This is a genomic window from Arthrobacter sp. EPSL27 (genome assembly GCF_001512305.1).
Classification (GTDB): domain Bacteria; phylum Actinomycetota; class Actinomycetes; order Actinomycetales; family Micrococcaceae; genus Arthrobacter.
Genome location: NZ_LNUT01000003.1, coordinates 492,584 through 514,184, shown reverse-complemented (window position 1 = coordinate 514,184; position 21,601 = coordinate 492,584). Strand labels below are relative to the sequence as shown.

The window sequence follows — 21,601 nt, the reverse complement described above, 5'->3', positions numbered from 1 at the left end:
GAAGAGGCGTAATTCAAGTGCCAGAGCAGCCTAGCCACCGTCTACCAGAGGAATTTGGCGGAAACGAGTGGCTCGTTGACGAACTGTACGAGCGGTATCAGCAGGACAAGAACACGGTGGATGCCAAGTGGTGGCCCTTGTTCGAATCCTTTGACGCCGGAGACAGTTCCGCCACTAACGGAGCCTCAGGCGCAGCGACAGTTGCGCACCCCGCCACCCGCGAACTTCCGGTTGTAGCTCCCGCGGCCCCGGCAGCGCAGCCGGCAGCCCCCGCAGCACCGGCACCGGCAGCGCAGCCGGCCGCCCCCGCCGCTGCGGCCCCCGCCGCTCCCGCCGCCAAGAAGGCTCCCGCCACCGTTGCCCGCGACGGCTCCAAAACTTCGGACGCCGGCCCCGGCACGGCGCCGATCCCGGCACAGCTGCCCAAGAACATCAAGGCCCCGACGGCGCCGGAAGAGGACGTCGTCTCCGTCCTCCGCGGCCCGGCCAAGGCCATTGCCACCAACATGGTCACCAGCCTGGAAGTTCCCACCGCCACCAGCGTGCGCGCCATTCCGGCCAAGCTCCTGATCGACAACCGCGTGGTCATCAACTCCAACCTGGCCCGCGCCCGCGGCGGCAAGGTCTCCTTCACGCACCTGATCGGCTACGCCGTCATCCGCGCCCTGGCCCAGTTCCCCTCGATGAACGTCTACTACGACGAGATCGACGGCAAGCCCGTCGCCGTCCAGCCGGCGCACGTCAACTTCGGCATCGCCATCGACATGCCCAAGCCCGACGGCACCCGCCTGCTCATGGTGCCGAACATCAAGAAAGCGGAGACCCTCAACTTCTCCGAGTTCTGGCACACCTACGAGGACCTGATCAAGCGTGCCCGCACCGGCAAGCTGACCGCCGATGACCACTCCGGCACCACCGTCTCCCTGACCAACCCGGGCGGCATCGGCACGGTGCACTCGGTGCCGCGCCTGTCCAAGGGCCAGGCCGCCATCATCGGCGTCGGTGCACTGGACTACCCCGCCGAGTTCCAGGGCGCCAGCGAGAAGATCATCGCGCAGAACGCCATCAGCAAGGTCCTCACGCTGACCTCCACCTATGACCACCGCGTCATCCAGGGTGCCGGCAGCGGCGAGTTCCTGAAGCTGGTCCACCAGCTGCTGCTCGGTGCGCAGAACTTCTACGATGAGATCTTCGAGTCCCTGCGCATTCCGTACGAGCCGGTGCGCTGGAGCCCGGACCTGCAGGTGGACCCGGCCGATGAGATCAACAAAGTCGCCCGGATCCAGCAGCTCATCCACGCCTACCGCGTCCGCGGCCACCTCATGGCGGACACCGACCCGCTCGAGTACGTCCAGCGCAAGCACCCGGACCTCGACGTCCTGACGTACGGCCTCACCCTGTGGGACCTGGACCGCGAATGGCCCACCGGAGGCTTCGGCGGCAAGCCGATGCTCAAGTTCCGTGACATCCTCGGCGTCCTCCGCGACGCCTACTGCCGCACCGCCGGCATCGAGTACATGCACATCCAGGACCCGGCCGAGCGCAAGTGGTTCCAGGACCAGATCGAGCACCCGTACTCCAAGCCGAGCCGGGACGAGCAGCTGCGCATCGTCTCCAAGCTCAATGCGGCCGAGGCCTTCGAGACGTTCCTGCAGACGAAGTTCGTCGGCCAGAAGCGCTTCTCCCTGGAAGGCGGCGAGTCCCTGATTCCGCTGCTGGACGCCATCATCTCCGACGCGGCCGACGACGAACTCGACGAAGTGGCGATCGGCATGGCCCACCGCGGCCGGCTCAACGTGCTCACGAACATCGCCGGCAAGACCTACGCCCAGGTCTTCCGCGAATTCGAAGGCACCCAGGACCCCCGCTCCGTGCAGGGCTCCGGCGACGTCAAGTACCACCTCGGCACCGAGGGCACCTTCACGTCGGACAACGGCAAGGAGACCAAGGTCTACCTCGCCGCCAACCCGTCGCACCTGGAGGCCGTGGACTCCGTCCTCGAGGGCATTGTCCGCGCCAAGCAGGACCGCCTCGACCAGGGCAACGCCTTCCCCGTGCTGCCCATCATGGTCCACGGCGACGCCGCATTCGCCGGCCAGGGCGTGGTGGCGGAAACGCTCAACCTCTCCCAGCTGCGAGGGTACCGCACCGGCGGCACCATCCACATCGTGGTCAACAACCAGGTCGGCTTCACCACCGCACCGTCCTCGTCACGCTCGTCCACCTACTCCACGGACGTCGCCAAGATGATCCAGGCGCCGGTGTTCCACGTGAACGGCGACGACCCGGAAGCCGTGGTCCGCATCGGCCAGCTCGCCTACGAGTTCCGCCAGCGGTTCCACAAGGACGTTGTCATCGACATGGTCTGCTACCGCCGCCGCGGCCACAACGAGGGCGATGACCCCTCGATGACGCAGCCCCTCATGTACAACCTGATCGAGGCCAAGCGTTCGGTCCGCAAGCTGTACACAGAATCCCTGATCGGCCGCGGTGACATCACCGAGGAAGAAGCCGAGCAGCTGCTGCGCGACTACCAGGAACGCCTGGAGCGTGTCTTCGCGGAGACCCATGCCGCGCAGACCTCCCCGATTCCGATCATCACCGCGGATTCCGCCGCGGTCTCCGATCTGGAGCGGCCCATGGCCCAGCAGTCCGATTCGAGCATCAGCGCCCCCGCGTCCACGGCGATTTCGGCTGAGACGCTGGCGCGCATCGGCAGGGCACACGTGGACATCCCCGAGGGTTTCACGGTCCACGCCAAGCTCAAGCAGCTGCTGGAGAAGCGCGAAGTCATGTCCCGCGAAGGCGGCATCGACTGGGGCTTCGGCGAGCTGGCCGCGTTCGGCTCCCTCATCATGGAAGGCGTCCCGGTCCGGCTTGCCGGCCAGGACTCGCGCCGCGGCACGTTCGTGCAGCGCCACGCCGTCTTCCACGACCGGGCCAACGGCGACGAGTGGCTGCCGCTGGCACACCTCTCCGACGACCAGGCCAAGCTGTGGATCTATGACTCCCTGCTCTCGGAATACGCGGCCATGGGCTTCGAGTACGGCTACTCCGTGGAACGCCCCGACGCTCTGGTGCTATGGGAGGCGCAGTTCGGCGACTTCGTCAACGGTGCGCAGACCATCATTGACGAGTTCATCTCCTCGGCCGAGCAGAAGTGGGGCCAGCGTTCCTCGCTCGTGCTGATGCTGCCGCACGGCTACGAAGGCCAGGGCCCGGACCACTCGTCCGCCCGGATCGAGCGCTTCCTGCAGCTGTGCGCCGAAGAGAACATGATCGTGGCCAACCCCACGACGTCGGCGTCGCACTTCCACCTGCTGCGCCGCCAGGCGTACAGCCGGCCGCGCAAGCCGCTCATCATCTTCACGCCGAAGCAGCTGCTCCGCCTCAAGGCAGCGGCATCGTCCGTCGAGGACTTCACCACCGGCACGTTCCGGCCGGTCATCCCCGAGCACGAGGAACTGCAGGCCGACGCCGTCGAGCGTGTGCTGCTGGTTTCCGGCCGCCTGTACTACGATCTGCTGTCCACCCGGCAGAAGACCGGCGACAAGACCACGGCGATCGTCCGCGTCGAGCAGCTGTACCCGCTGCCGGCGGCCGAGATTGCCGCGGAGCTCGCCAAGTACCCGAACGCCGACGTGGTGTGGGCCCAGGACGAGCCTGCCAACCAGGGCCCGTGGCCGTTCATCGGCCTCAACCTGCCGGACGCGCTGGACCGCCGGGTCCGCCTCGTTTCACGGCCTGCCTCGGCTTCCACCGCGGCCGGATCCATGAAGCGGCACGCGGCCGAGCAGGACGCGCTGCTCAAGCAGGCATTCGCACGCAAGTAACGCCAACGCTGCCCGGCCGGAGATTGAAACACGCAACTCCGGCCGGGCAGCGTTGTTTAACCGGCTTTGTCCCGCGGCGGCGGGATGGTGTGCGGGACGGTTTAATGGACGCTCGGGAGTAAAGAGGTAGTCGTGGAAGATCGAAAGCTGCGGATCGCAGCCGTTGGTGATGAACTGCTGGCCGGGCTGGGTGACCCCCGGGCCCTGGGCTGGCTGGGGCGGGTGCTGGCGCGCACCCCGCAGGACGGATTGTCGCTGGAATGCTATTCCCTGCCCTGCCCGCAGGAGGGCACGGAAGGCCTGGCTGCCCGCTGGCTTGAGGAGGCGGGCCGCCGCTTCAACGGCCACTGCGAGAACCGCCTGGTGATTGGCCTTTCCGGCCGCGACGTCGAGTTCGGACTGTCCACGGCGCGCAGCCGGCTGAATCTCGCCAACATCCTTGACTCGGCCTCGCAGAACAAGATCGAGGTCTTCGTCGTGGGCCCGCCGCCGACCCTGGACCCGGCCCAGAACCGCCGGCTGGGCGAGCTCAACACCGCCTTCGCCGACGTCACCACCCGGCGCAAGCACCTCTACGTCGACACGTTCTCCCCGCTCCTGAACCACGAGCAGTGGCGCCAGGACCTCGCCGCCAACGCCGGCACCCCGGGTCAAGCGGGCTACGGGCTGATGGCCTGGCTCGTACTGCACCGCGGCTGGTTCCAGTGGCTGGGGATGGACGCCCCGGAGTAGGCCGCGGCGGGAATTTCGCGATATATCTTGACCCTCCCCCTCCTGCGATATATCGTGAGTCCATAGTCACGATATATCGCAAGTGAATGCTTGGGATATCGCTTCCCCGGAGGAACCATGGCAGAGAACAACTGGACCGTCACCGGCCCGCAGACTATCGACGTCGACGGCGTCCGTTCACTCAAGCTCGGCATTGTCCGGGGACGGTTCGACATTGTCACCCATGAGGAATCCGTGGCCAGGATCGAGGTGTCCGAGGTCAGCGGCGATCCCTTGGCCATCAGCCTGGTCGACGGGCGCCTCGAGGTGCGGCACCAGCTGCACGGCCCGCAGGGCTGGTTCAAAAACCTGATGGACACCGTCAGCAACAACAGCAACAACTCGACCGTGATCAGCATCGCCCTGCCCGCCGGCGTCGACGTCGAGGCAGGCACCGTCAGCGGCGACGGAATGGTCGCCGGAACCAGCGGGCACACCCGCCTCAACACCGTCTCCGGCTCCGTCCTGGCCGACGGCACGTCCGGAGACCTGGCCGTCAACACCGTCAGCGGCGAAGTGATCGCGCGCAACCACCACGGCGTACTGACGGCCAAGAGCGTCTCCGGCGAGGTGACGGCCTCCGGCGATCTCAGCCACGTCCGCGCCAACACCGTCAGCGGCGACCTGACCTTCGACCTGCACGGCTTCACCGAGGACTTCGGCGCCAATTCGGTGTCCGGCGACGTCACCCTCCGCGTGCCGCACGACGTCGGGGTGGACATCATTGCCAAGTCCGCCAGCGGCGCCATCGTCATCGGCGACACCAAGTACACCCAGCCCGGCGGCGGCGTGCAGACCATCGCCGGACCCGACACCCAGCTCATGCTGGTCCGCACCAACTCCGTCTCGGGCAAAACGTCCATCTTCCACCGCCCGGCGCGCACTGACACCGATTCGGGCCTCTGATGGCACCGGTCTTCGCCCACGGCGCCCTCCGGCTCTACCTGCTGGCGCTGCTGGAGTCCGGGCCCAAACACGGTTATGAACTCATCAAGGCGCTCAGCGAACGCTTCGGCGGGACCTACTCCCCCAGCGCCGGAACCATCTATCCCCGGCTCGGCAAGCTCGAGGAAGAAGGCCTGGTAGCCACCCACACCGAGGGCCGCAGGACCTGCTACAGCATCACCCCGGCAGGACTCGTGGAGCTGGACAGCCGGCGCGAGGAACTGGCGGACGTGGAGAACGACATTTCCGCCTCCGTCCGGAGGCTCGCCGACGGCCTGCGGCAGGACATCAAGGCCAACATGCGCGGGCTCCGGGCCGACCTCGCCGCGACGGCCGAGGCGGCCCGGTCCTCGGCCAGGGCCGCCGGGTCGACAGTCGCCTCGCTGGCAAGCCAGCGCTACTCCCCCGAGAGCGACCGCCGGCTGCGGGAAGCGGAGATGCTGGTGCAGGCCTTCCGCGATGACATCCGCGTGGAACTGCGCCGCCACGGCGGCCGGCACCCCATCACCCCCGTGACCCTGGAGACGGTCAAGACGGTGCTGGACCAGGCGCGGATCTCCATCCGCAATTCGCTGGAGTGATCCGTCCGCTGCCGTTACCCCGGCGGGGCTCTTCCCGGCCCGCCGGTTCGCGGCGGGTGCCCCGATGTGGGAGACTTGAGGGCAGCTCTTTTGAGTACCTAGAAATAAGGAGGCCAGCTATGAGCAAGCGTGCACGTAAACGTCGTGACCGTAAGCGTGGCGGCGCGAACCACGGCAAGCGCCCCAACACCTAAGCACTGCTTGGGTACACCAGCCTTGGACAAATGACCCCGGCAGCCTGACGGCTGCCGGGGTCATTTGTTTACCTTTTCCGGGTCAGGCGCGACGCCTCAGACGGCGTTGCTGGAGTGGATCCGGTCCAGGATCGAATTCTTCAGGTTCTCCGGAGCAGCCTCGGTGCAGGAGCGCTTCACCATGACGCGGATGACACACTCAAGGTCGTACTGCTCGAAGCATTCCGGGCAGGCTTCCAGGTGGTCCTTGATCTCCGCGATGTCATCGTGGGTGAGGGCACCATCGAGATACTCGTAGATCCGTTGCATCCGGGCATCGTCGCAATCGCCCAGTCCCTGGCAGTCGCTCATTTCCTGTTCTCCTGTGTGTTGCTTCCGGCTGCCGCGGCGGTATCCGCAGCCTTGAATCCTCGCTCTGCCGCGTAGTCGGCGAGCATGTCCCGCAGCATCTTGCGGCCCCGGTGCAGCCGGGACATGACGGTCCCGATCGGGGTGTTCATAATGTCCGAGATTTCCTTGTAGGCGAACCCCTCGACGTCGGCGAAGTACACCGCCAGCCGGAATTCCTCCGGAATGGCCTGCAGGGCCCGCTTCACGTCGGAGTCCGGCAGATGGTCCAGCGCCTCAGCCTCGGCCGACCGCAGGCCCGTGGACGTATGTGACTCCGCCCGGGCCAGCTGCCAGTCCTCGATGGTGTCCGAGTTCGACTGCAGGGGCTCGCGCTGCCTCTTGCGGTAAAGGTTGATGTAGGTGTTCGTCAGGATGCGGTACAGCCAGGCCTTGAGGTTGGTGCCCGGCTTGTACTGGTGGAAGGCGGAAAACGCCTTCGTGTACGCCTCCTGGACCAGGTCCTCGGCATCAGCAGGGTTCCGCGCCATGCGCATCGCCGCTGAATACAGCTGGTCGACGTACTGCATGGCGTCGCGTTCGAACCGAACCCGGCGTTCCTCCGACGTTTCCGTCGCGACATCGAGTTCCTGCCCGTCCACGGTCATTTCCTTGGCGGCAGCGTCGTGCATGGCCGCAACGGCCGGATCCATGGTGCTCATTGCGTCCAAGTCTACTGTCACCTTGGGGCGGGCGCCCGGAATCGCCGGCATGGCAATGTCCTGCCGGGTGCTTGCCCTGTCCTGAACGAGTATCAAATCATGGCCTCCCTGCGGCGTCTTCCGGCCGGGTGTGCGGCCGGTGTTCTCGCCATGTCCAACCCCGCCGGGCGGGCAAATATTCCGCAAAAGTGCAAGACTAGAACCGGTTCTCCCGCATCGATTCCGCGGCTCGTCCATCCAGGAGGAAATTCATGTCCGTTGTCCGCTTTCTCGCCCGGCCCATGCTCGCCTCCAGTTTCGTCCTTGCAGGCATGGACAAGCTCAAGAACGCGGACGACACTGCGTCGCAGCTTTCGCCCCTGCTCCGCCGCGCCGCCGCATCCCTGCCCTTCCAGGCCGACGAGAAGGTCCTGGCCCGCGTCATCGGCGGCACGCAGGTAGGTGCCGGCGTCCTCTTTGCGCTCGGCAAGTCTGCGCGCCTGGCCGCCACCGTCCTGGCCGTCATCTCCGCCCTCAACAGCTACGTGGAGTGGCGCAGCGCGGACATCACCTCCAAGGAAGGCCGCGAGGCCCGCCGCAAGCAGCTGCTCAAGAACGTCTCGCTGACCGGCGGCGTGCTGCTGGCCGCCGTCGACACCAACGGCCGCCCCAGCCTGGCATGGCGCGCCGAGCACCTCGCGGCGGACGCCCGGAAGAGCGCCGGCCACCTCGCCGCCGACGTCAAGAAGACCACCAACAAGCAGCTGAAAAAGGCCGACAAGGCCGTCCGCAAGGCCGTCGACCACACCGCCGGGGCCTAAGACGGCAATGACAGGCACCACCCCCACCGCAGCTGTTCCTTCTGCTCCGGCCGGCGCGGCCCCGCACTGGCGGGCGCCGTTCGCCGGGCAGCCCGTCGACGCGACGGTCACCGTGCCCGGCTCGAAGTCCCTGACCAACCGCTACCTTGTGCTGGCGGCCCTGGCCGACGGGCCCTCGCGGCTGCGCGCTCCCTTGCACTCACGGGACTCCGCCCTGATGATCGGGGCGCTGCGGCAGCTCGGCGCCACCATCACGGAGGTTCCGGGCGACGGCGCGTTCGGCCCCGACCTGGCAGTGACCCCCATCCCCGCGGACGCCCCCGCGGCGCGGACCTCGATCGACTGCGGCCTGGCCGGCACGGTGATGCGCTTCGTCCCGCCCCTCGCGGCCCTGCGCCGGGGCGTGGCCGTGTTCGACGGCGATCCGCATGCCCGCAAACGCCCGATGGGCACCATCATCGAGGCGCTGACCGGGCTGGGCGTCTCCGTCAGCGCGACCGACGGCGGTCCGGCGTCGTCCCTGCCGTTCGCCGTGGAGGGCACGGGCGAAGTCCGCGGCGGGCACCTCGTCATTGACGCCAGCGCCTCGTCCCAGTTCGTGTCGGCCCTGCTGCTGGCCGGCGCCCGCTTCACCGACGGGCTGCACCTGGAACACCGCAGCGCGGACAACGACGGACCCGTCCCCAGCCTGGACCACATCAACATGACGGTGGACGTGCTCCGCGGCCTCGGCGTAGCCGTGGACGATTCCCGGCCGAACCACTGGGTGGTCTCCCCCGGCGCCATCCGCGCCTTTGACCTCCGGATCGAGCAGGACCTCTCCAACGCGGGGCCCTTCCTGGCGGCTGCCCTGGCCACCCGCGGCACCGTCCGCATCCCCAATTGGCCCGCCCCGACCACCCAGGTGGGCGATCTGTGGCGCAGCATCCTCACCACCATGGGGGCTACCGTCACGTTCACGGACGGGACGCTCACCGTCACCGGCGGCCCCGAAATCAAGGGCGCCGACTTCGATGAGACTTCCGAACTGGCCCCCACGGTCGCCGCGCTCTGCGCCTTGGCCTCCGGGCCGTCCCGGCTGAGCGGCATCGCCCACCTCCGCGGGCACGAAACAGACCGGCTGGCCGCGCTGGTGGCGGAAATCAACCGCCTCGGCGGGGACGCCGAGGAAACCAGCGACGGCCTTCTCATCCGGCCCGCACCCCTGCACGGCGGCGTCGTCCACAGCTACGCCGACCACCGCATGGCCACGGCCGGCGCCATCCTCGGACTCGCCGTGCCCGGCGTCGAGGTGGAGGACATTGCCACGACGGCCAAGACCATGCCGGACTTCCCGCAGATGTGGGAGGCCATGCTCGCCCAGGGCGCGCCCGCGCAGAAGGACACAGCCGGTGGCACGCAGCACTGACTCCTGGGACGAATCGGACGTCCGGATCCGCCCCAACAAAAAGGGCACACGGCCCCGCACCAAGGACCGGCCCGCCCACGAAGACGCCGTCACCGGACGGATCATCACCGTTGACCGCGGGCGCTACACCGCCGTCGTGGGCGAAGGCACTCCCACCGAACGCAAGATCATTGCCGCCCGCGCCCGGGAACTGCGCCGGAACCCCGTGGTGGCCGGCGATTTCGTCTCCCTCGTCGGGGACGTCAGCGGCGAACCCGACACGCTGGCCCGGCTGGTCAAAATCCAGGACCGCCGGACGCTCCTGCGGCGCAGCGCCGACGACACTGACCCGATCGAGCGCGCCGTCGTCGCCAATGCCGACACGCTGGTGATCGTGGTGGCGGCAGCCAACCCGGAGCCGCGGACCGGATTCATCGACCGCGCCCTCGTTGCCGCGTACGACGCCGGGATCGAGCCGCTGCTGCTCGTCACCAAGGCCGACGTCAAAGATCCCGCGGAACTCCTGGCCAACTACCGGCACCTCGGGTTCCCGGTGATCATCTCCAAGACCGCCGACTCCGCCGCGTCCGGCATTGACGCGCGCTCCGATGACGGCTTGTCCGCCCGGTTGGACAAGGACGCCGTGTCCCAGCTGCGTGCCCACCTCGACGGCAAGGTCACCGTCATGCTGGGCCACTCCGGCGTCGGGAAGTCCACCATGGTCAACGCGCTGACCGGCGCCGAGCGCGCCACCGGCGGCGTCAACGCCGTCACGGGCCGCGGCCGCCACACCTCGTCTTCCGCGCTGGCGCTGAAGGTCAACGGTGCGCCCCCGGGCAGCTGGATCATCGACACCCCGGGCATCCGCTCCTTCGGCCTGGCCCATGTGGACCCGGACCGGATCCTGCGCTCCTTCCCGGACCTGGAACCCGGCACCGACGATTGCGAGCGGGGCTGCAAACACGACTCCACGGCCGTCAACTGCGGTGTGGACGCGTGGGTGGCCGCCGGCCACGCGGGCGAATCCGGCCCGGCCAGGCTCGCTTCCCTCCGCCGCCTGCTGGGGACGGACCCGCGGATGGAAGCGCAGGACGTCAAGGAACTGGGCACCGTCTCGTAGCGGGCAGCGGTGCCGCCTACCGCTCCCCTGCGCGGTTTGGCGGTACTTTGGAACCATGAGTCAACCCGCTTCGAGCTACAACGATGACCTGCGTCTTGCCCATGTGCTGGCAGATTCCGTAGATTCCCAGACCATGAGCCGCTTCAAGGCGCTCGACCTCCGGATCGAGACGAAGCCGGACCTTACCCCGGTGACCGATGCCGACAAGTCCGCCGAGGAGGCCATCCGCGGCCAGCTGTCCCGGTCCCGCCCCCGCGACGCCGTGCTGGGTGAAGAGTTCGGCAGTTCCGGGCACGGCTCCCGCCGCTGGATCATCGACCCGATCGACGGGACCAAGAACTTCGTCCGCGGCGTCCCCGTCTGGGCCACGCTGATCGCCCTCGTCGACGAAGGCGAGCCGGTGGTCGGCGTTGTCAGCGCTCCCGCCCTCGGCAAACGCTGGTGGGCCGCCAAAGGCGCCGGCGCTTACACCGGCCGCTCGCTGGCCGCCGCCACCCGGCTGAGGGTCTCCAACGTCTCCCAGCTCTCGGATGCCTCCCTGTCCTACTCCAGCCTGGGCGGCTGGAAGCAGCGCGGAAACCTCGACGAGTTCATCGGCCTCACCGAGGAAGTCTGGCGCACCCGGGCCTACGGCGATTTCTGGTCCTACTGCCTCGTGGCCGAAGGTGCCGTCGACATCGCCTGCGAGCCCGAGCTGAACCTCTACGACATGGCCGCGCTGGTGCCGATCGTCACCGAAGCCGGCGGGCGCTTCACCTCCCTCGACGGTGAGGACGGCCCCTTCGGCGGCAACGCCCTCGCCACCAATTCCATCCTGCACTCGGAGGTCCTCAAGCGCCTCAACCCGGGGCTGGACGACCTGCTCTAGCCGGCCGTCTCCAAGGATTCCCCAACCTCCCCGTACCAGTCTGTCCTCGACGGCGGCCCTAGTGCCCGCCGTCGAGGTAGGGCATCTTTTTGGGAGGAGAGCAGCCTTGTCTGACACCGTTCAAGCCCCCGTCCGCGCCGCGCCAGGGGCCACCGGCACGGCCGGGGCTACCGGGAACGGGCCGGCGCTGCTGGTGCTGGTGGCGAAGTACCGGGACCTGGACCTCGAATCCGCCGCTGCCCTGCACGCGGCGGCAGCCGGGCTCGCACCGCACCTTGTCGCCGGAAGCACAGCCGTGGCCGCCTCCGTGGTCCTCGCCACCTGCAACAGGTTCGAAATCTACTGCGATGTCACCGACGTGACGGTTCGTGCTGCTGCCAGGGCAGATGCCCTCGGCGCAGTCCACCGCTGCTCCGGCCTGCCCGGGGTCCGTGTGCCGGCACTTTTCGAGGAACTCCAGGGCGCGGCGGCCGCCGAACATCTTTTTGCCGTGGCTGCCGGCCTGGACTCGGTGGTGGTGGGTGAGCGCGAGGTGGCCGGCCAGGTCCGGCGGGCGCTGGCCGCCGCACAGGCTGCCGGGACGTCCAGCGGCCGGCTGGACCGGCTGTTCCAGGCCGCCTCCCGCACGGCAAAGGACGTGGGTTCGCAGACGGCGCTCAGCAGCGCGGGCACCTCCATCGCCTCGGTTGCCCTCGACCTTGCCGCCGCGACCAGGCCGGCCGGGATCGCGGGGACGAACGCCGTCCTCGTCGGAACAGGCGCCTATGCCGGCTGCCTGGCGGACCTGCTGAGGAACTGGAAATGCTCCGCCGTGTCCGTCTTCTCCCACTCCGGCCGTGCCGAAGCCTTTACCGCGGCCAGGGGCGGCCGCGCCCTCTCCGCCGGGGACCTGCCCGCAGCGGTTGCCGGCGCCGGGCTGCTCATCGGCTGCAGCGGGGCGGGAGTCCGCCTCGACGCCGCGGCCCTCGGCCGGTGGCGCGCCCGCACGGTGCACCCCCTCACCGTCATCGACCTGGCGCCCAGCCATGACTTCGATCCCCGTATGGCGGACCTGCCGGGGGTACACCTCATCACGCTGGACTCGGTCCACCGCAACGCTCCCCCGGCGGACGCTGAAGCTCTCCGCTCCGCCCGCGCGCTGGTCCGGCAGGCGGCCCGCCGCTTCGAGGAAGAGGACGCCGTCCGCGGGGCCGACGCCGCCGTCGTCGCCCTGCGCAGTCACCTCGAGGGGCTGCTCCGCAGCGAAATGGACCGTGTCAGCACACGGCACGGCGGGGACGTCCCGCCGGAGGAGGTCAACCGGGCCCTGCGGCATCTGGTGCGGCGGCTGCTGCATGCCCCGACACTGCGCGCCCGGGAGCTCGCCGCCGCCGGCCGGCAGGACGACTACACGGCGGCACTGGACGCGCTGTTCGGCCTCAGCGTTCCGGCCGCCACGGGCTCGCCGGGGATTACGGCGTAACAAACCGCTTCATAATCAGAGCGCGCCTTCTCGCCGGAACGGCGTTTGTCCTAGGCTCTTCAACAGGTCACGAGTGCCAGCGCTAAACCCCGGTTTGCTGGCCGGCAACCCTCCATTCGCGGTGGGGTGCCCCGGGTGACGACCTGGCCGGTCCGGAACGGACCCGGCAAGCGCGGATCCCCGGTGCGTGGGGTCCTTTTCCAGCGAGGTCCCATGACTACTGCCATTTTCCCTGCCCCTGCCGCACTCCAGGCCGGCGGCCACAGCCCGTCCGATGCGCGGTTCGACGTCGCCCGCCGGCCGCTCGCCGCTGTCACCGGCGCCGAGATCCAGGCACCGTTGATCCAGGGCGGCCACGTCCGGTACGCCAACCTGGACTACGGCGCTTCCGCTCCGGCGCTGTCCGTCGTCTCGGCCTACCTCAACGAGATCCTGCCGTACTACGCCAGCGTCCACCGCGGGGCCGGCTACGCCTCCCAGATCAGCACCTCCGTCTACGAGAACGCCCGCACCATTGTCCGTGGCTTCGTGGGCGGCCGGCCGGACGATGCGGTGATCTTCACCCGCAACACCACTGATTCCCTGAACCTGCTGGCCGGCTGCCTGCCCGCCGCCGGCGGTGAGCCCACCGGGGAAGTGCTGTACCTCGACATCGAACACCACGCCAACCTCCTGCCCTGGCAGCGGGTGCCGCACCGCAGCGTCATCGCCGCGCCGACCCTCGCCGGGACGCTGGACCTGATCCGCGGCGAACTCGCCCACGGCGGCGTCAGCCTCCTGGCCGTCACCGGCGCCTCCAACGTCACCGGGGAGGTCCTGCCGGTGCGGGCGCTGGCCGCTTTGGCCCACGAGTACGGCGCCCGGATCGTCGTCGACGCCGCCCAGCTGGCCCCGCACCGGCGGATCGACATTGCCGCGGACGACGTCGACTACCTCGCCTTCTCCGGCCACAAGCTCTACGCGCCGTTCGGCGCGGGCGTCCTGGTGGGCCGTCCCGACTGGCTCGACGCCGGCACCCCGCACCTGGCCGGCGGCGGCGCCGTCCAGGATGCCCGGCTCGACACCGTCAGCTGGACCACGGGCCCGGCCCGGCACGAGGGTGGCTCCCCCAATGTCCTGGGCGCCGCCACGCTGGCCCGGGCCACCCAGGTGGTGGCCGACCTGGACCAGGACCAGTGGCATGCGCACGAGGACGCCATCCGGTCCTTCCTGGTCGAGGGCCTCGCCCGGATCGACGGCGTCACGGTCCACCAGATCTTCTCGGACAGCGCCACCTTCGACGCGGCGGGCGGCGACGGGCCGGGCACGGGCACGATCGGCGTCGTCAACTTCTCCGTGGCAGGCTACGACGCCGGCCTGGTGGCGGCGTACCTGTCGGCGGAACACGGCATCGGCCTGCGCGACGGCAGGTTCTGCGCCCACCCCCTGCTCCGGCGGCTGGGCCTGCCCTCCGGCTCGCTGCGGGCCAGCTTCGGGCTCGGTTCCCGGCTGGAGGACGCCCAGCGGCTGCTCGCGGGAATCCAGGAACTGCGGCAGACCGGCCTTGGCTGGGACTACGTGGTGGACTCCGGGCGCTGGGTGCCGGCCAACGACACCCGCAGCTACCCGCACTGGGCGCCCAATACACCCGGGACGGCCGGCGCCGCCCCCTGCTCGCAGGACTGACGGCCCGCCCGCGGCAGGGTGTGGAGAAGGTGCGGTAAATTCGAAAGGTACCCATCCGGACCTGCCGAAGGAGAGCGCCCGTGGCACGCGGCGGCCCCAAACTGCATCACGAACGGCGCCACGAGCTGGGACAGAGCTTCCAGGACGGCGGGGAGCACTATGACCGCGTCCGCCCGGGCTACCCCAGCGACTCGGCGGACTGGCTGATCCCCGCCGGCGCGCACGACGCAGCGGACCTGGGCGCCGGCACCGGGAAGTTCACGGCGCTGCTGGCCGGACGCGGCCTGCACACGGTGGCTGTGGACCCTTCCGCCGACATGCTGGAACAGCTCCGGCAGGCGCTCCCGGGCGTGACCGCCGTCGAAGGCACCGCGGAACAGACGGGCCTGCCTGATGCGGCGTTCGACGTCGTCACGGTCGCCCAGGCCTGGCACTGGTGCGATCCGCTGCTGGCCAGCACGGAGATCGCCCGGATCCTGCGCCCCCACGGCGTCCTGGGCCTGGTGTGGAACCAGCTGGACACCTCGGTGCCGTGGGTGCACCGGCTGTCCCGCATCATGCACGCCGGGGATGTGCACAAGCCGCACTTCAGGCCGCCGCTCGGTCCGGAGTTTACGGGGCTCGAAAGCCACCTCACCCGCTGGGAGGATCCGGTGCGCACCGCCGACATCATCGAACTGACCAAATCGCGCAGCTACTACCTGGCAGCCAACGATGCGGTCCGCGCCAAGGTACTGGGCAACCTCGACTGGTATCTGCACGAGCATCTGGGCCACAACCCGGGGGACGTCCTCCTGCTGCCGTACCTGACGCAAAGCTGGCGGGCAGTCCGGGCCTGATTCGGCTGGCACATGGTTTCGGCGTGCCTAATAATTGACTGTAGGCACTTTGAAACTTTGCGCGGCCAGAAGCGGCCGGCAGGAGTGTCTTCGCGCTGCAACCCCGCAACGCACCGACCAGAGGGAGCCCGCCGTGCTGGACGTGACCGGACACAACGCCGCGCACGCCCCTGCCCGGCGGAAACCGGCGGGCCGCGGCGCCCTTGTGGGCCTGCTGGGCCCTGCGTTCGTCGCCGCCATCGCCTACGTGGACCCCGGCAACGTCGCAGCCAACCTCACCGCCGGCGCACAGTACGGCTACCTCCTGGTCTGGGTCCTGGTGGCCGCCAACATCATGGCCGTACTGGTGCAGTACCAGTCCGCCAAACTCGGGATCGTCACCGGGAAGAGCCTGCCGGAGATCCTCGGCGAGCGGCTCAAACCGGCCTCGCGCCGCGCCTTCTGGGTCCAGGCCGAGATCGTGGCTGCCGCCACGGACCTGGCCGAAGTGGTGGGCGGCGCGATCGCGCTCTACCTGCTGTTCGGGCTGCCCCTGCCCCTCGGCGCCCTGATCGTGGGCGGTGTCTCCATGCTCCTGCTGGCCATCCAGGCCAGGAACCGCCAACGGCCGTTTGAGTTCATCATCATGTTCCTGCTGGGCATCATCACCATCGGGTTCCTGGCCGGCCTGTTCATCAGCCCGCCCGATCCGGCGGGTGTGGCTGCAGGCCTGGTCCCGGGCTTCGAGGGCCCGGATACCATCCTGCTCGCGGCCAGCATGCTTGGCGCCACAGTGATGCCGCACGCCATCTACGTCCATTCCGCCCTCTCCCGGGACCGGCACCGCCCGGACCCGCACCTCCACGTCCCCGCCCCGGCCCTCGCCCGCCTCGTCAAGGCAACCCGCTGGGACGTCGTCGCTGCCCTCGCCGTCGCCGGCATCGTGAACATCGGCATGCTGCTGCTGGCCGCATCGACCCTCGGCGGGGAGGACGGCACGGACACCATCGAGGGTGCCCACGCGGCAATCACCGCAAACCTGGGTCCCGTCGTCGGCGTCGTCTTCGCCGTCGGCCTGCTCGCCTCCGGCCTGGCCTCGACGTCCGTGGGCTGCTACGCCGGCGGATCCATCATGCAGGGCCTGCTGAAGGTCCGGATCCCGATGATGACGCGCCGCGTCCTCACGCTGATCCCGGCTGTTGTGCTGCTGAGCGTCGGCTTCGACCCCACGTGGGCGCTGGTCCTCAGCCAGGTGGTGCTGAGCTTCGGCATCCCCTTCGTGCTTGTCCCGCTGGTGGTGCTGACCAGCAACAAGGCCCTGATGGGCCGCTTCGCCGACGGCGTGGCACTCCGGGTGGCCGCCGTCGCCAGTGTGATCCTGGTGGTGGCGCTCAACCTCGTCCTGCTGTGGCTGACCTTCTCCGGCGCCGCCTGACGGTAGGCTGGACGCTGTGAAGACCAGCCCGCCCTCCTCCTCGATCGAGGACTACGTCAAGGTCATCTACTCCTTCACGGAGTGGCAGGACAAGCCCATCACCTCCACGCAGCTGGCCCAGCGCCTCGGCGTTGCGAACTCCTCGGTCTCCGAGATGGTCCGGAAGCTCAAGGACCAGGGCCTGGTGGACCACCAGCCGTACAGCGCCATCACCCTCACGGCCGACGGCGTGCGGCTGGCCCTGTCCATGGTCCGGCGGCACCGGCTCATTGAAACGTTCCTCGTCCGCGAACTCGGGTACCGCTGGGACGAGGTCCACGACGAAGCCGAGCTGCTGGAACACGCCGTCTCCGACACGTTTATCGACCGGATGGCAGCCAAGCTCGGCAACCCGGTGCGGGATCCGCACGGTGACCCGATCCCGGCCGCGGACGGTTCCGTGCACATGCCGGCGGCCCACCGGATGAGCGAACTCGACGACGGCCACACCGGCCTCATCACCCGGATCAGCGACGACAACCCCGAGCTGCTGCGCTACCTCTCCGCCGAGGAGATCGCCCTCGACGACGACGTTGAGGTTCTGGGCCGCAAACCTTTTGGCGGCGCCCTCGTGGTGCGCATCGGCTCCGGCGGGTCCGGTCGCGAGTTCGACCTGGCCGAGGAGGTCGCGGCCGCCCTGTGGGTCCACAGCGCAGCGGCCCATCCGGGCTGCAGCCTTGAGCACAGCTAACGGCTGGCGGGCGTGGACGGCAGTCGCCGTCGGCGGCCTCGTCGGAACGGAACTGCGCTACGGCGCCGGCGTGCTCTTCCCTGAAACGGCGGGATCCATCCCCTGGACCACCCTGGGAATCAACGTCGCCGGAAGTTTTGTCCTCGCGGCGCTCACCACCGTCTGGATCGCGCGGCCGAAGACCGCCTTCTGGCTGCGGGCAGGGCTGGGGCCGGGGCTGCTGGGGTCGTTCACCACCTTCTCAGCGGTGGTGTACGCGATCGACCAGCTGTACCGCACCGGCCTCCATGCCAACTGGGTGGCCTACCTGCTGCTTTCCCTGGTCCTGGGGCTTGGGGCGGCGGCTGCCGGGTGGAAAACCGGCAAGGCGCTGGCCGACCTGGGCGGCGGTGCACCATGATCACGCCGCTGCTGGTGGGCGTTTTCGGCGTCGCGGGCGCCCTGCTGCGTTTCGCCGTCGACTCCTGGTTTGCGCACCACCCTGGGCGGCATCCGCACTGGCCCTGGGCCACACTGGCTGTCAACGGGGCCGGATCGTTCATCATCGGCGCGGCGATGGGGGCCACCGGCCAGCTGGGCCTCGGCCCCGAATGGCACGCGGCAATCGCGACCGGGCTCGCGGGCGGCCTCACCACCTTCAGCTCCTGGACCACCGCCACGGTGCGGCTGGCGGCCGAAAACCGGTACCGCGCGGCCGTCCTCAACATCGCCGCGAACCTGGCACTGGGCCTGGCGGCAGCTGCCCTGGGCCTGGCCCTGACCGGCCAGTAACGGGCCTGGTGACGGCGCCCGGGAGCACATCGGAGCCCGTCCCATCACGTATCGTTGAAGGATGGTTACCCGACGTGAAGCAGCCCAGATCCTCGACATTCCTCTGGAAATGGCGCACCGTCACGGTATCCCGTCCCGCCTGAGCGACACCGAACTCGGCGAACTCCTCGACAACCCGCCGGCCTGGCTGGTGCAGTCCAAAGCCAACCGGACGGGCAAGCGCCCGGTCTGGGTCCAGCTGACCTGCGCGGTCTGCGGCTTCTCCGAGACGGCCCGGCCGAAGAAATGGTGGCCGGATTTTACCTACGTGTGCTGCGCGCACCACGCCCCGTATGACGTTCCCGCCGTGCGTGCCGGACTGGTCCGCAGCGAGTACGAGGGGGTAGGCAGCCGGTTCGTCGGCATCGTGGACGTTGCGGTGCCCGAGGCGTAACTTAATATCACGGGGCCACCCCGGCCCCCTGTGAGGGAGCGCCCACCATGCCTGACAAAACGCCGCACCGGAGCTCGGTTAAGAAGCCGGTCAAAACCATCAAGGAAAAACGCGCCGAGAAGAAGTCCAAGAACATCGCGGAGACGCATGCGGACCCGGTTGCCCACATCAAGAAGCGCGGGACGCACTAGCAACCGCCGCCCGGGCAGCTGCCCCGGCACCTGTAGCCGCCCCGGCACAGCAGAAAGGCCGGAAGCTGATGCTTCCGGCCTTTCTTCTGTGCTCTACGGGGTGGACCACCGTTTCCAGTGTTCCGATGGTGGAGATGGGGGGAATTGAACCCCCGTCCGATGTCGTGTTGTCAGGGCTTCTCCGGGCGCAGTTTGCGTCGGATTTTCTCGGCCCCGGCCATGCTGCAAACAGCTGGCCGATCCGGGCCCAGTCACCTAAGAGTCCCGTTCACCCCGGTGACGGGGGTAAACAGCAGTGGCTATCTAAATGACGCCAGGATCCGGGGCAATAGCAACCTCGGGCTGACGGACTGTCTTACTGCTTAGGCAGCAAGAGCGAAGTCAGTGCGTTTTGATTCGGCACTTATTGGTTTGCAGACAGCGTTTACGAGATAATTCTGCATCCTCGGCCCGCTTCACCTGTCGCGACTAACATCGTCGAAACCGATCATCCCCGTATTTTGTTATCAACTAACTATCTAACTTCAGTCCAGTCCGGATCCTGCGGATCCTTCCCGGACTACCAATTATAACGCAAGGCACTCCGGATTCATTCCCGGCCCCTCCGGCGGTTCGTCAGCGCCGGTTCCGCTCCCGCATGACACGCAGCGCCTCGCGCTTGTCCTGCTGCTCGCGCAGGGTCTGCCGCTTGTCGTATTCCTTCTTGCCGCGGGCGACGCCGATCTCCACCTTGGCCCGGCCGTCCACGAAGTACAGCTGGAGCGGGACGATGGTGAAGCCTGACTCGCGGATTTTGTGCGAGATTTTGGTGAGCTCCTCGCGGTGCAGCAGCAGCTTCCGACGGCGGCGGGCGGCGTGGTTGGTCCAGCTTCCCTGGTGGTACTCGGGAATGTGGATGCCCTCCATCCACAGCTCGTCGTTGTAGAAGGTGCAGAAGCCGTCCACCATGGAGGCGTGGCCCTCGCGGAGGGACTTTACTTCCGTCCCCATAAGCGCGATGCCGGCCTCGTAGGTGTCGAGAATGTGGTAGTCATGCCGGGCCTTGCGGTTGGTGGCCACCACTTTCCGGCCACTTTCTTTCGGCACGGTAGAACTCCTCAGTCGTTGGATCGGGTCTGTTCCAGTTTAGAGCAGGCCCATCGGGTCGACGGCCCGGCCGTTGAGCCAGGTCTCGAAGTGTGAGTGGCAGCCGGTCGAGTTGCCGGTGGTTCCCGAGTAGGCGATCAGCTGGCCCTGGCTGACCTGCTGGCCGGGCGATACCGTCACGCTGGTGTTGTGGTAGTAGACCGTTGTCAGGGAGTTGCCCTGCACCACGCCGTGGGAGATCTTCACGTTGTTGCCGCCGCCGTCGTTGGCCCAGCCGGCGGAGAAGACTTTGCCGGCCGCCGCGGCGTAGACGGGCGTGCCGCAGGCCGCGGCAAAGTCGATGCCGGTGTGCATGTAGCCGCCCTGGCCGTAGAAGTCGATGGTTCCCGGCGGCGTGGCGCGCCATCCGAAGCCCGAGCTGATCCGGACACCGTTGAAGGGGTGCCGCAGCCCGAACGCGGACGGCGGTCCCGGCGGGGCGGGGACGTAAGGCGCCGGGGGCTTGACCTGGCCCTGGGCACGGGCGGCAGCCGCGGCTGCGGCAGCGGCTGCTTCGGCTATCCGGCGCTGCTCGGCTTCCCAGGCCTCGCGCAGCTTGCGGTCGCGTTCGGCGATTTCCGCCGCGACGGCGTCCTGCTGGGCCTTCACCTGCGCCAGCTGGCTCTGGATTCCGGGCTTGGCGGCCTGGAGTTCGGCGTCAAGGCGGGTGGTGTCGGCGATGAGCTTGTCCACCTGCGCCTTTTTGGACTCCGCCTCGTCGCGGGCGGCCTGTTCCCGCGCCAGGGCGGCGTCGGCCTTGGCCTTGAGGTCCTTGATCTCCGCTTCCACAGCCTCAAGCCGGGCCTGGGAGTTCACGTTGGTGGCGTTCTGCTGGGTCAGTTTGTCCATCGCGGCGTTCTGGCTGCGCATCGCCTGGTCGGCCAGGTCAATGGTGTCCGTGAGGCTGCCGCTGTTGTTGGACCCGAAGAACAGCGAGAGGTTGGAAGGCACACCGCCGGACTTGTAGGCCTGGGTGGCGATCTGCCCGATCAGCTTCTTGGTGTCGGCGATTTTCTGCTTGTCGGTCTCTAGCTGCTGGGTGAGTTTGGCCTTGCTCTGCTGGGCCAGGTCCACCCGCGCCGCGAGGGCTTCGGACTCCTTGACCGCGCTGGCCACGCGGCCCTGGGCTTCCAGCAGGGCCTGCTGCGCACCGGGCAGCTGGCCCTGGTACACCACCAGGTCGGAGGCTGCCTGGGCGATCCGGGAATCCACGAACTCGAGGGAATGCTGGACCTTCGCCGCCTCGTCCCGGAGCGCGGCCTGCTGGTCCTCAAGGGTGTCGGCGGATGCCACCGGGGCAGATGCGCCCATGCTGGCGGCCAGGACCAGGGCCAGCGCGGCACTGACCACACGGCTGCGGCGGCCGGCCAGCCGGAGCCGGGCCGGATCCGGCTGCGGGGCGAGTCCGGGACTCGGTGTCATG

The 21,601-nt window shown here is 68.6% G+C and carries 22 protein-coding genes, 1 other RNA gene and 1 riboswitch; of the genes, 18 read left to right on the top strand and 5 right to left on the bottom strand.

Annotation, left to right across the window (positions count from 1 at the left end; translation table 11 throughout):
* Positions 1-17: 17 nt before the first annotated feature.
* The 5 genes from AR539_RS04350 (at position 18) to AR539_RS19890 (ending at position 6,324) form a co-directional block, all read left to right on the top strand.
* On the top strand, positions 18-3,833 hold the full coding sequence (locus tag AR539_RS04350; protein ID WP_066432865.1) for a multifunctional oxoglutarate decarboxylase/oxoglutarate dehydrogenase thiamine pyrophosphate-binding subunit/dihydrolipoyllysine-residue succinyltransferase subunit: 3,816 nt from the start codon (positions 18-20) through the stop codon (positions 3,831-3,833).
* Between the two features lie 132 nt (positions 3,834-3,965).
* Entirely contained in the window at positions 3,966-4,565 is a 600-nt protein-coding gene (locus tag AR539_RS04345) for a GDSL-type esterase/lipase family protein (protein ID WP_066432863.1), read from the top strand.
* A gap of 117 nt (positions 4,566-4,682) precedes the next feature.
* The gene (locus AR539_RS04340) at positions 4,683-5,510 is read left to right on the top strand and encodes a DUF4097 family beta strand repeat-containing protein (RefSeq protein WP_066432861.1); all 828 of its coding nucleotides are present in this window, start codon (positions 4,683-4,685) and stop codon (positions 5,508-5,510) included.
* Positions 5,510-6,130, top strand: coding sequence for a PadR family transcriptional regulator (locus tag AR539_RS04335; RefSeq protein WP_066432859.1), 621 nt, complete (start codon positions 5,510-5,512; stop codon positions 6,128-6,130). The genes AR539_RS04340 and AR539_RS04335 overlap by 1 nt, the downstream gene beginning before the upstream one ends.
* Positions 6,131-6,249: 119 nt before the next feature.
* Complete coding sequence (locus AR539_RS19890) at positions 6,250-6,324, top strand: 50S ribosomal protein bL37 (protein WP_369299106.1); 75 nt, start codon at positions 6,250-6,252, stop codon at positions 6,322-6,324.
* Between the two features lie 96 nt (positions 6,325-6,420).
* Here the strand turns inward: AR539_RS19890 and rsrA are convergent, their stop codons facing one another.
* Together rsrA and AR539_RS04325 are read right to left on the bottom strand one after the other, a co-directional pair.
* On the bottom strand, positions 6,421-6,675 hold the full coding sequence (gene rsrA / locus AR539_RS04330; protein ID WP_066432857.1) for a mycothiol system anti-sigma-R factor: 255 nt from the start codon (positions 6,673-6,675) through the stop codon (positions 6,421-6,423).
* Entirely contained in the window at positions 6,672-7,469 is a 798-nt protein-coding gene (locus AR539_RS04325; protein WP_066432856.1) for a sigma-70 family RNA polymerase sigma factor, read from the bottom strand. The genes rsrA and AR539_RS04325 overlap by 4 nt, the downstream gene beginning before the upstream one ends.
* A gap of 155 nt (positions 7,470-7,624) precedes the next feature.
* Here AR539_RS04325 and AR539_RS04320 point away from each other — a divergent pair, with 155 nt between their 5' ends.
* The 13 genes from AR539_RS04320 to AR539_RS19470 all read left to right on the top strand — a co-directional run bounded on the left by AR539_RS04320 (position 7,625) and on the right by AR539_RS19470 (position 19,053).
* Complete coding sequence (locus AR539_RS04320) at positions 7,625-8,173, top strand: DoxX family protein (RefSeq protein ID WP_066432855.1); 549 nt, start codon at positions 7,625-7,627, stop codon at positions 8,171-8,173.
* Between the two features lie 7 nt (positions 8,174-8,180).
* The gene (gene aroA / locus AR539_RS04315) at positions 8,181-9,581 is read left to right on the top strand and encodes a 3-phosphoshikimate 1-carboxyvinyltransferase (RefSeq protein WP_066432853.1); all 1,401 of its coding nucleotides are present in this window, start codon (positions 8,181-8,183) and stop codon (positions 9,579-9,581) included.
* The gene (gene rsgA / locus AR539_RS04310; protein WP_066432850.1) at positions 9,565-10,680 is read left to right on the top strand and encodes a ribosome small subunit-dependent GTPase A; all 1,116 of its coding nucleotides are present in this window, start codon (positions 9,565-9,567) and stop codon (positions 10,678-10,680) included. The genes aroA and rsgA overlap by 17 nt, the downstream gene beginning before the upstream one ends.
* 55 nt (positions 10,681-10,735) lie before the next feature.
* Positions 10,736-11,548: a histidinol-phosphatase gene (gene hisN / locus AR539_RS04305; RefSeq protein WP_066432848.1), complete on the top strand. Its 813-nt coding sequence runs from the start codon at positions 10,736-10,738 to the stop codon at positions 11,546-11,548.
* A gap of 106 nt (positions 11,549-11,654) precedes the next feature.
* Complete coding sequence (locus tag AR539_RS04300) at positions 11,655-13,010, top strand: glutamyl-tRNA reductase (protein WP_197410551.1); 1,356 nt, start codon at positions 11,655-11,657, stop codon at positions 13,008-13,010.
* A gap of 65 nt (positions 13,011-13,075) precedes the next feature.
* Positions 13,076-13,189: riboswitch (SAM riboswitch) on the top strand.
* Positions 13,190-13,223: 34 nt separating this feature from the next.
* Entirely contained in the window at positions 13,224-14,675 is a 1,452-nt protein-coding gene (locus tag AR539_RS04295; protein ID WP_066432846.1) for an aminotransferase class V-fold PLP-dependent enzyme, read from the top strand.
* Between the two features lie 80 nt (positions 14,676-14,755).
* A complete protein-coding gene (locus AR539_RS04290; protein WP_066432844.1) occupies positions 14,756-15,514 on the top strand; it encodes a class I SAM-dependent methyltransferase in 759 nt (252 codons plus the stop codon).
* Positions 15,515-15,647: 133 nt separating this feature from the next.
* Positions 15,648-16,928: an Nramp family divalent metal transporter gene (locus AR539_RS04285; RefSeq protein ID WP_082699180.1), complete on the top strand. Its 1,281-nt coding sequence runs from the start codon at positions 15,648-15,650 to the stop codon at positions 16,926-16,928.
* Positions 16,929-16,944: 16 nt separating this feature from the next.
* Complete coding sequence (locus AR539_RS04280) at positions 16,945-17,658, top strand: metal-dependent transcriptional regulator (protein ID WP_066432842.1); 714 nt, start codon at positions 16,945-16,947, stop codon at positions 17,656-17,658.
* The gene (locus tag AR539_RS04275) at positions 17,645-18,058 is read left to right on the top strand and encodes a fluoride efflux transporter FluC (protein ID WP_066432839.1); all 414 of its coding nucleotides are present in this window, start codon (positions 17,645-17,647) and stop codon (positions 18,056-18,058) included. The genes AR539_RS04280 and AR539_RS04275 overlap by 14 nt, the downstream gene beginning before the upstream one ends.
* Positions 18,055-18,429 carry a fluoride efflux transporter FluC gene (locus AR539_RS04270; protein ID WP_066432837.1) on the top strand — a complete coding sequence of 125 codons (375 nt, stop codon included), beginning with the start codon at positions 18,055-18,057 and terminating at the stop codon, positions 18,427-18,429. The genes AR539_RS04275 and AR539_RS04270 overlap by 4 nt, the downstream gene beginning before the upstream one ends.
* A 61-nt stretch (positions 18,430-18,490) precedes the next feature.
* On the top strand, positions 18,491-18,862 hold the full coding sequence (locus AR539_RS04265; protein ID WP_066432835.1) for a hypothetical protein: 372 nt from the start codon (positions 18,491-18,493) through the stop codon (positions 18,860-18,862).
* A 47-nt stretch (positions 18,863-18,909) separates the two neighbouring features.
* A complete protein-coding gene (locus AR539_RS19470; RefSeq protein WP_197410550.1) occupies positions 18,910-19,053 on the top strand; it encodes a hypothetical protein in 144 nt (47 codons plus the stop codon).
* Between the two features lie 126 nt (positions 19,054-19,179).
* On the opposite strand, the gene ssrA is transcribed toward AR539_RS19470, so the two are convergent.
* The 3 genes from ssrA to AR539_RS04250 all read right to left on the bottom strand — a co-directional run bounded on the left by ssrA (position 19,180) and on the right by AR539_RS04250 (position 21,600).
* Positions 19,180-19,548, bottom strand: a transfer-messenger RNA (tmRNA) gene (gene ssrA / locus AR539_RS04260).
* A 120-nt stretch (positions 19,549-19,668) separates the two neighbouring features.
* Complete coding sequence (smpB, locus tag AR539_RS04255; RefSeq protein WP_066432833.1) at positions 19,669-20,139, bottom strand: SsrA-binding protein SmpB; 471 nt, start codon at positions 20,137-20,139, stop codon at positions 19,669-19,671.
* A 39-nt stretch (positions 20,140-20,178) separates the two neighbouring features.
* Positions 20,179-21,600, bottom strand: a complete 1,422-nt coding sequence (locus AR539_RS04250; RefSeq protein WP_066432832.1) for a M23 family metallopeptidase — start codon at positions 21,598-21,600, stop codon at positions 20,179-20,181.
* Position 21,601: the final 1 nt, after the last annotated feature.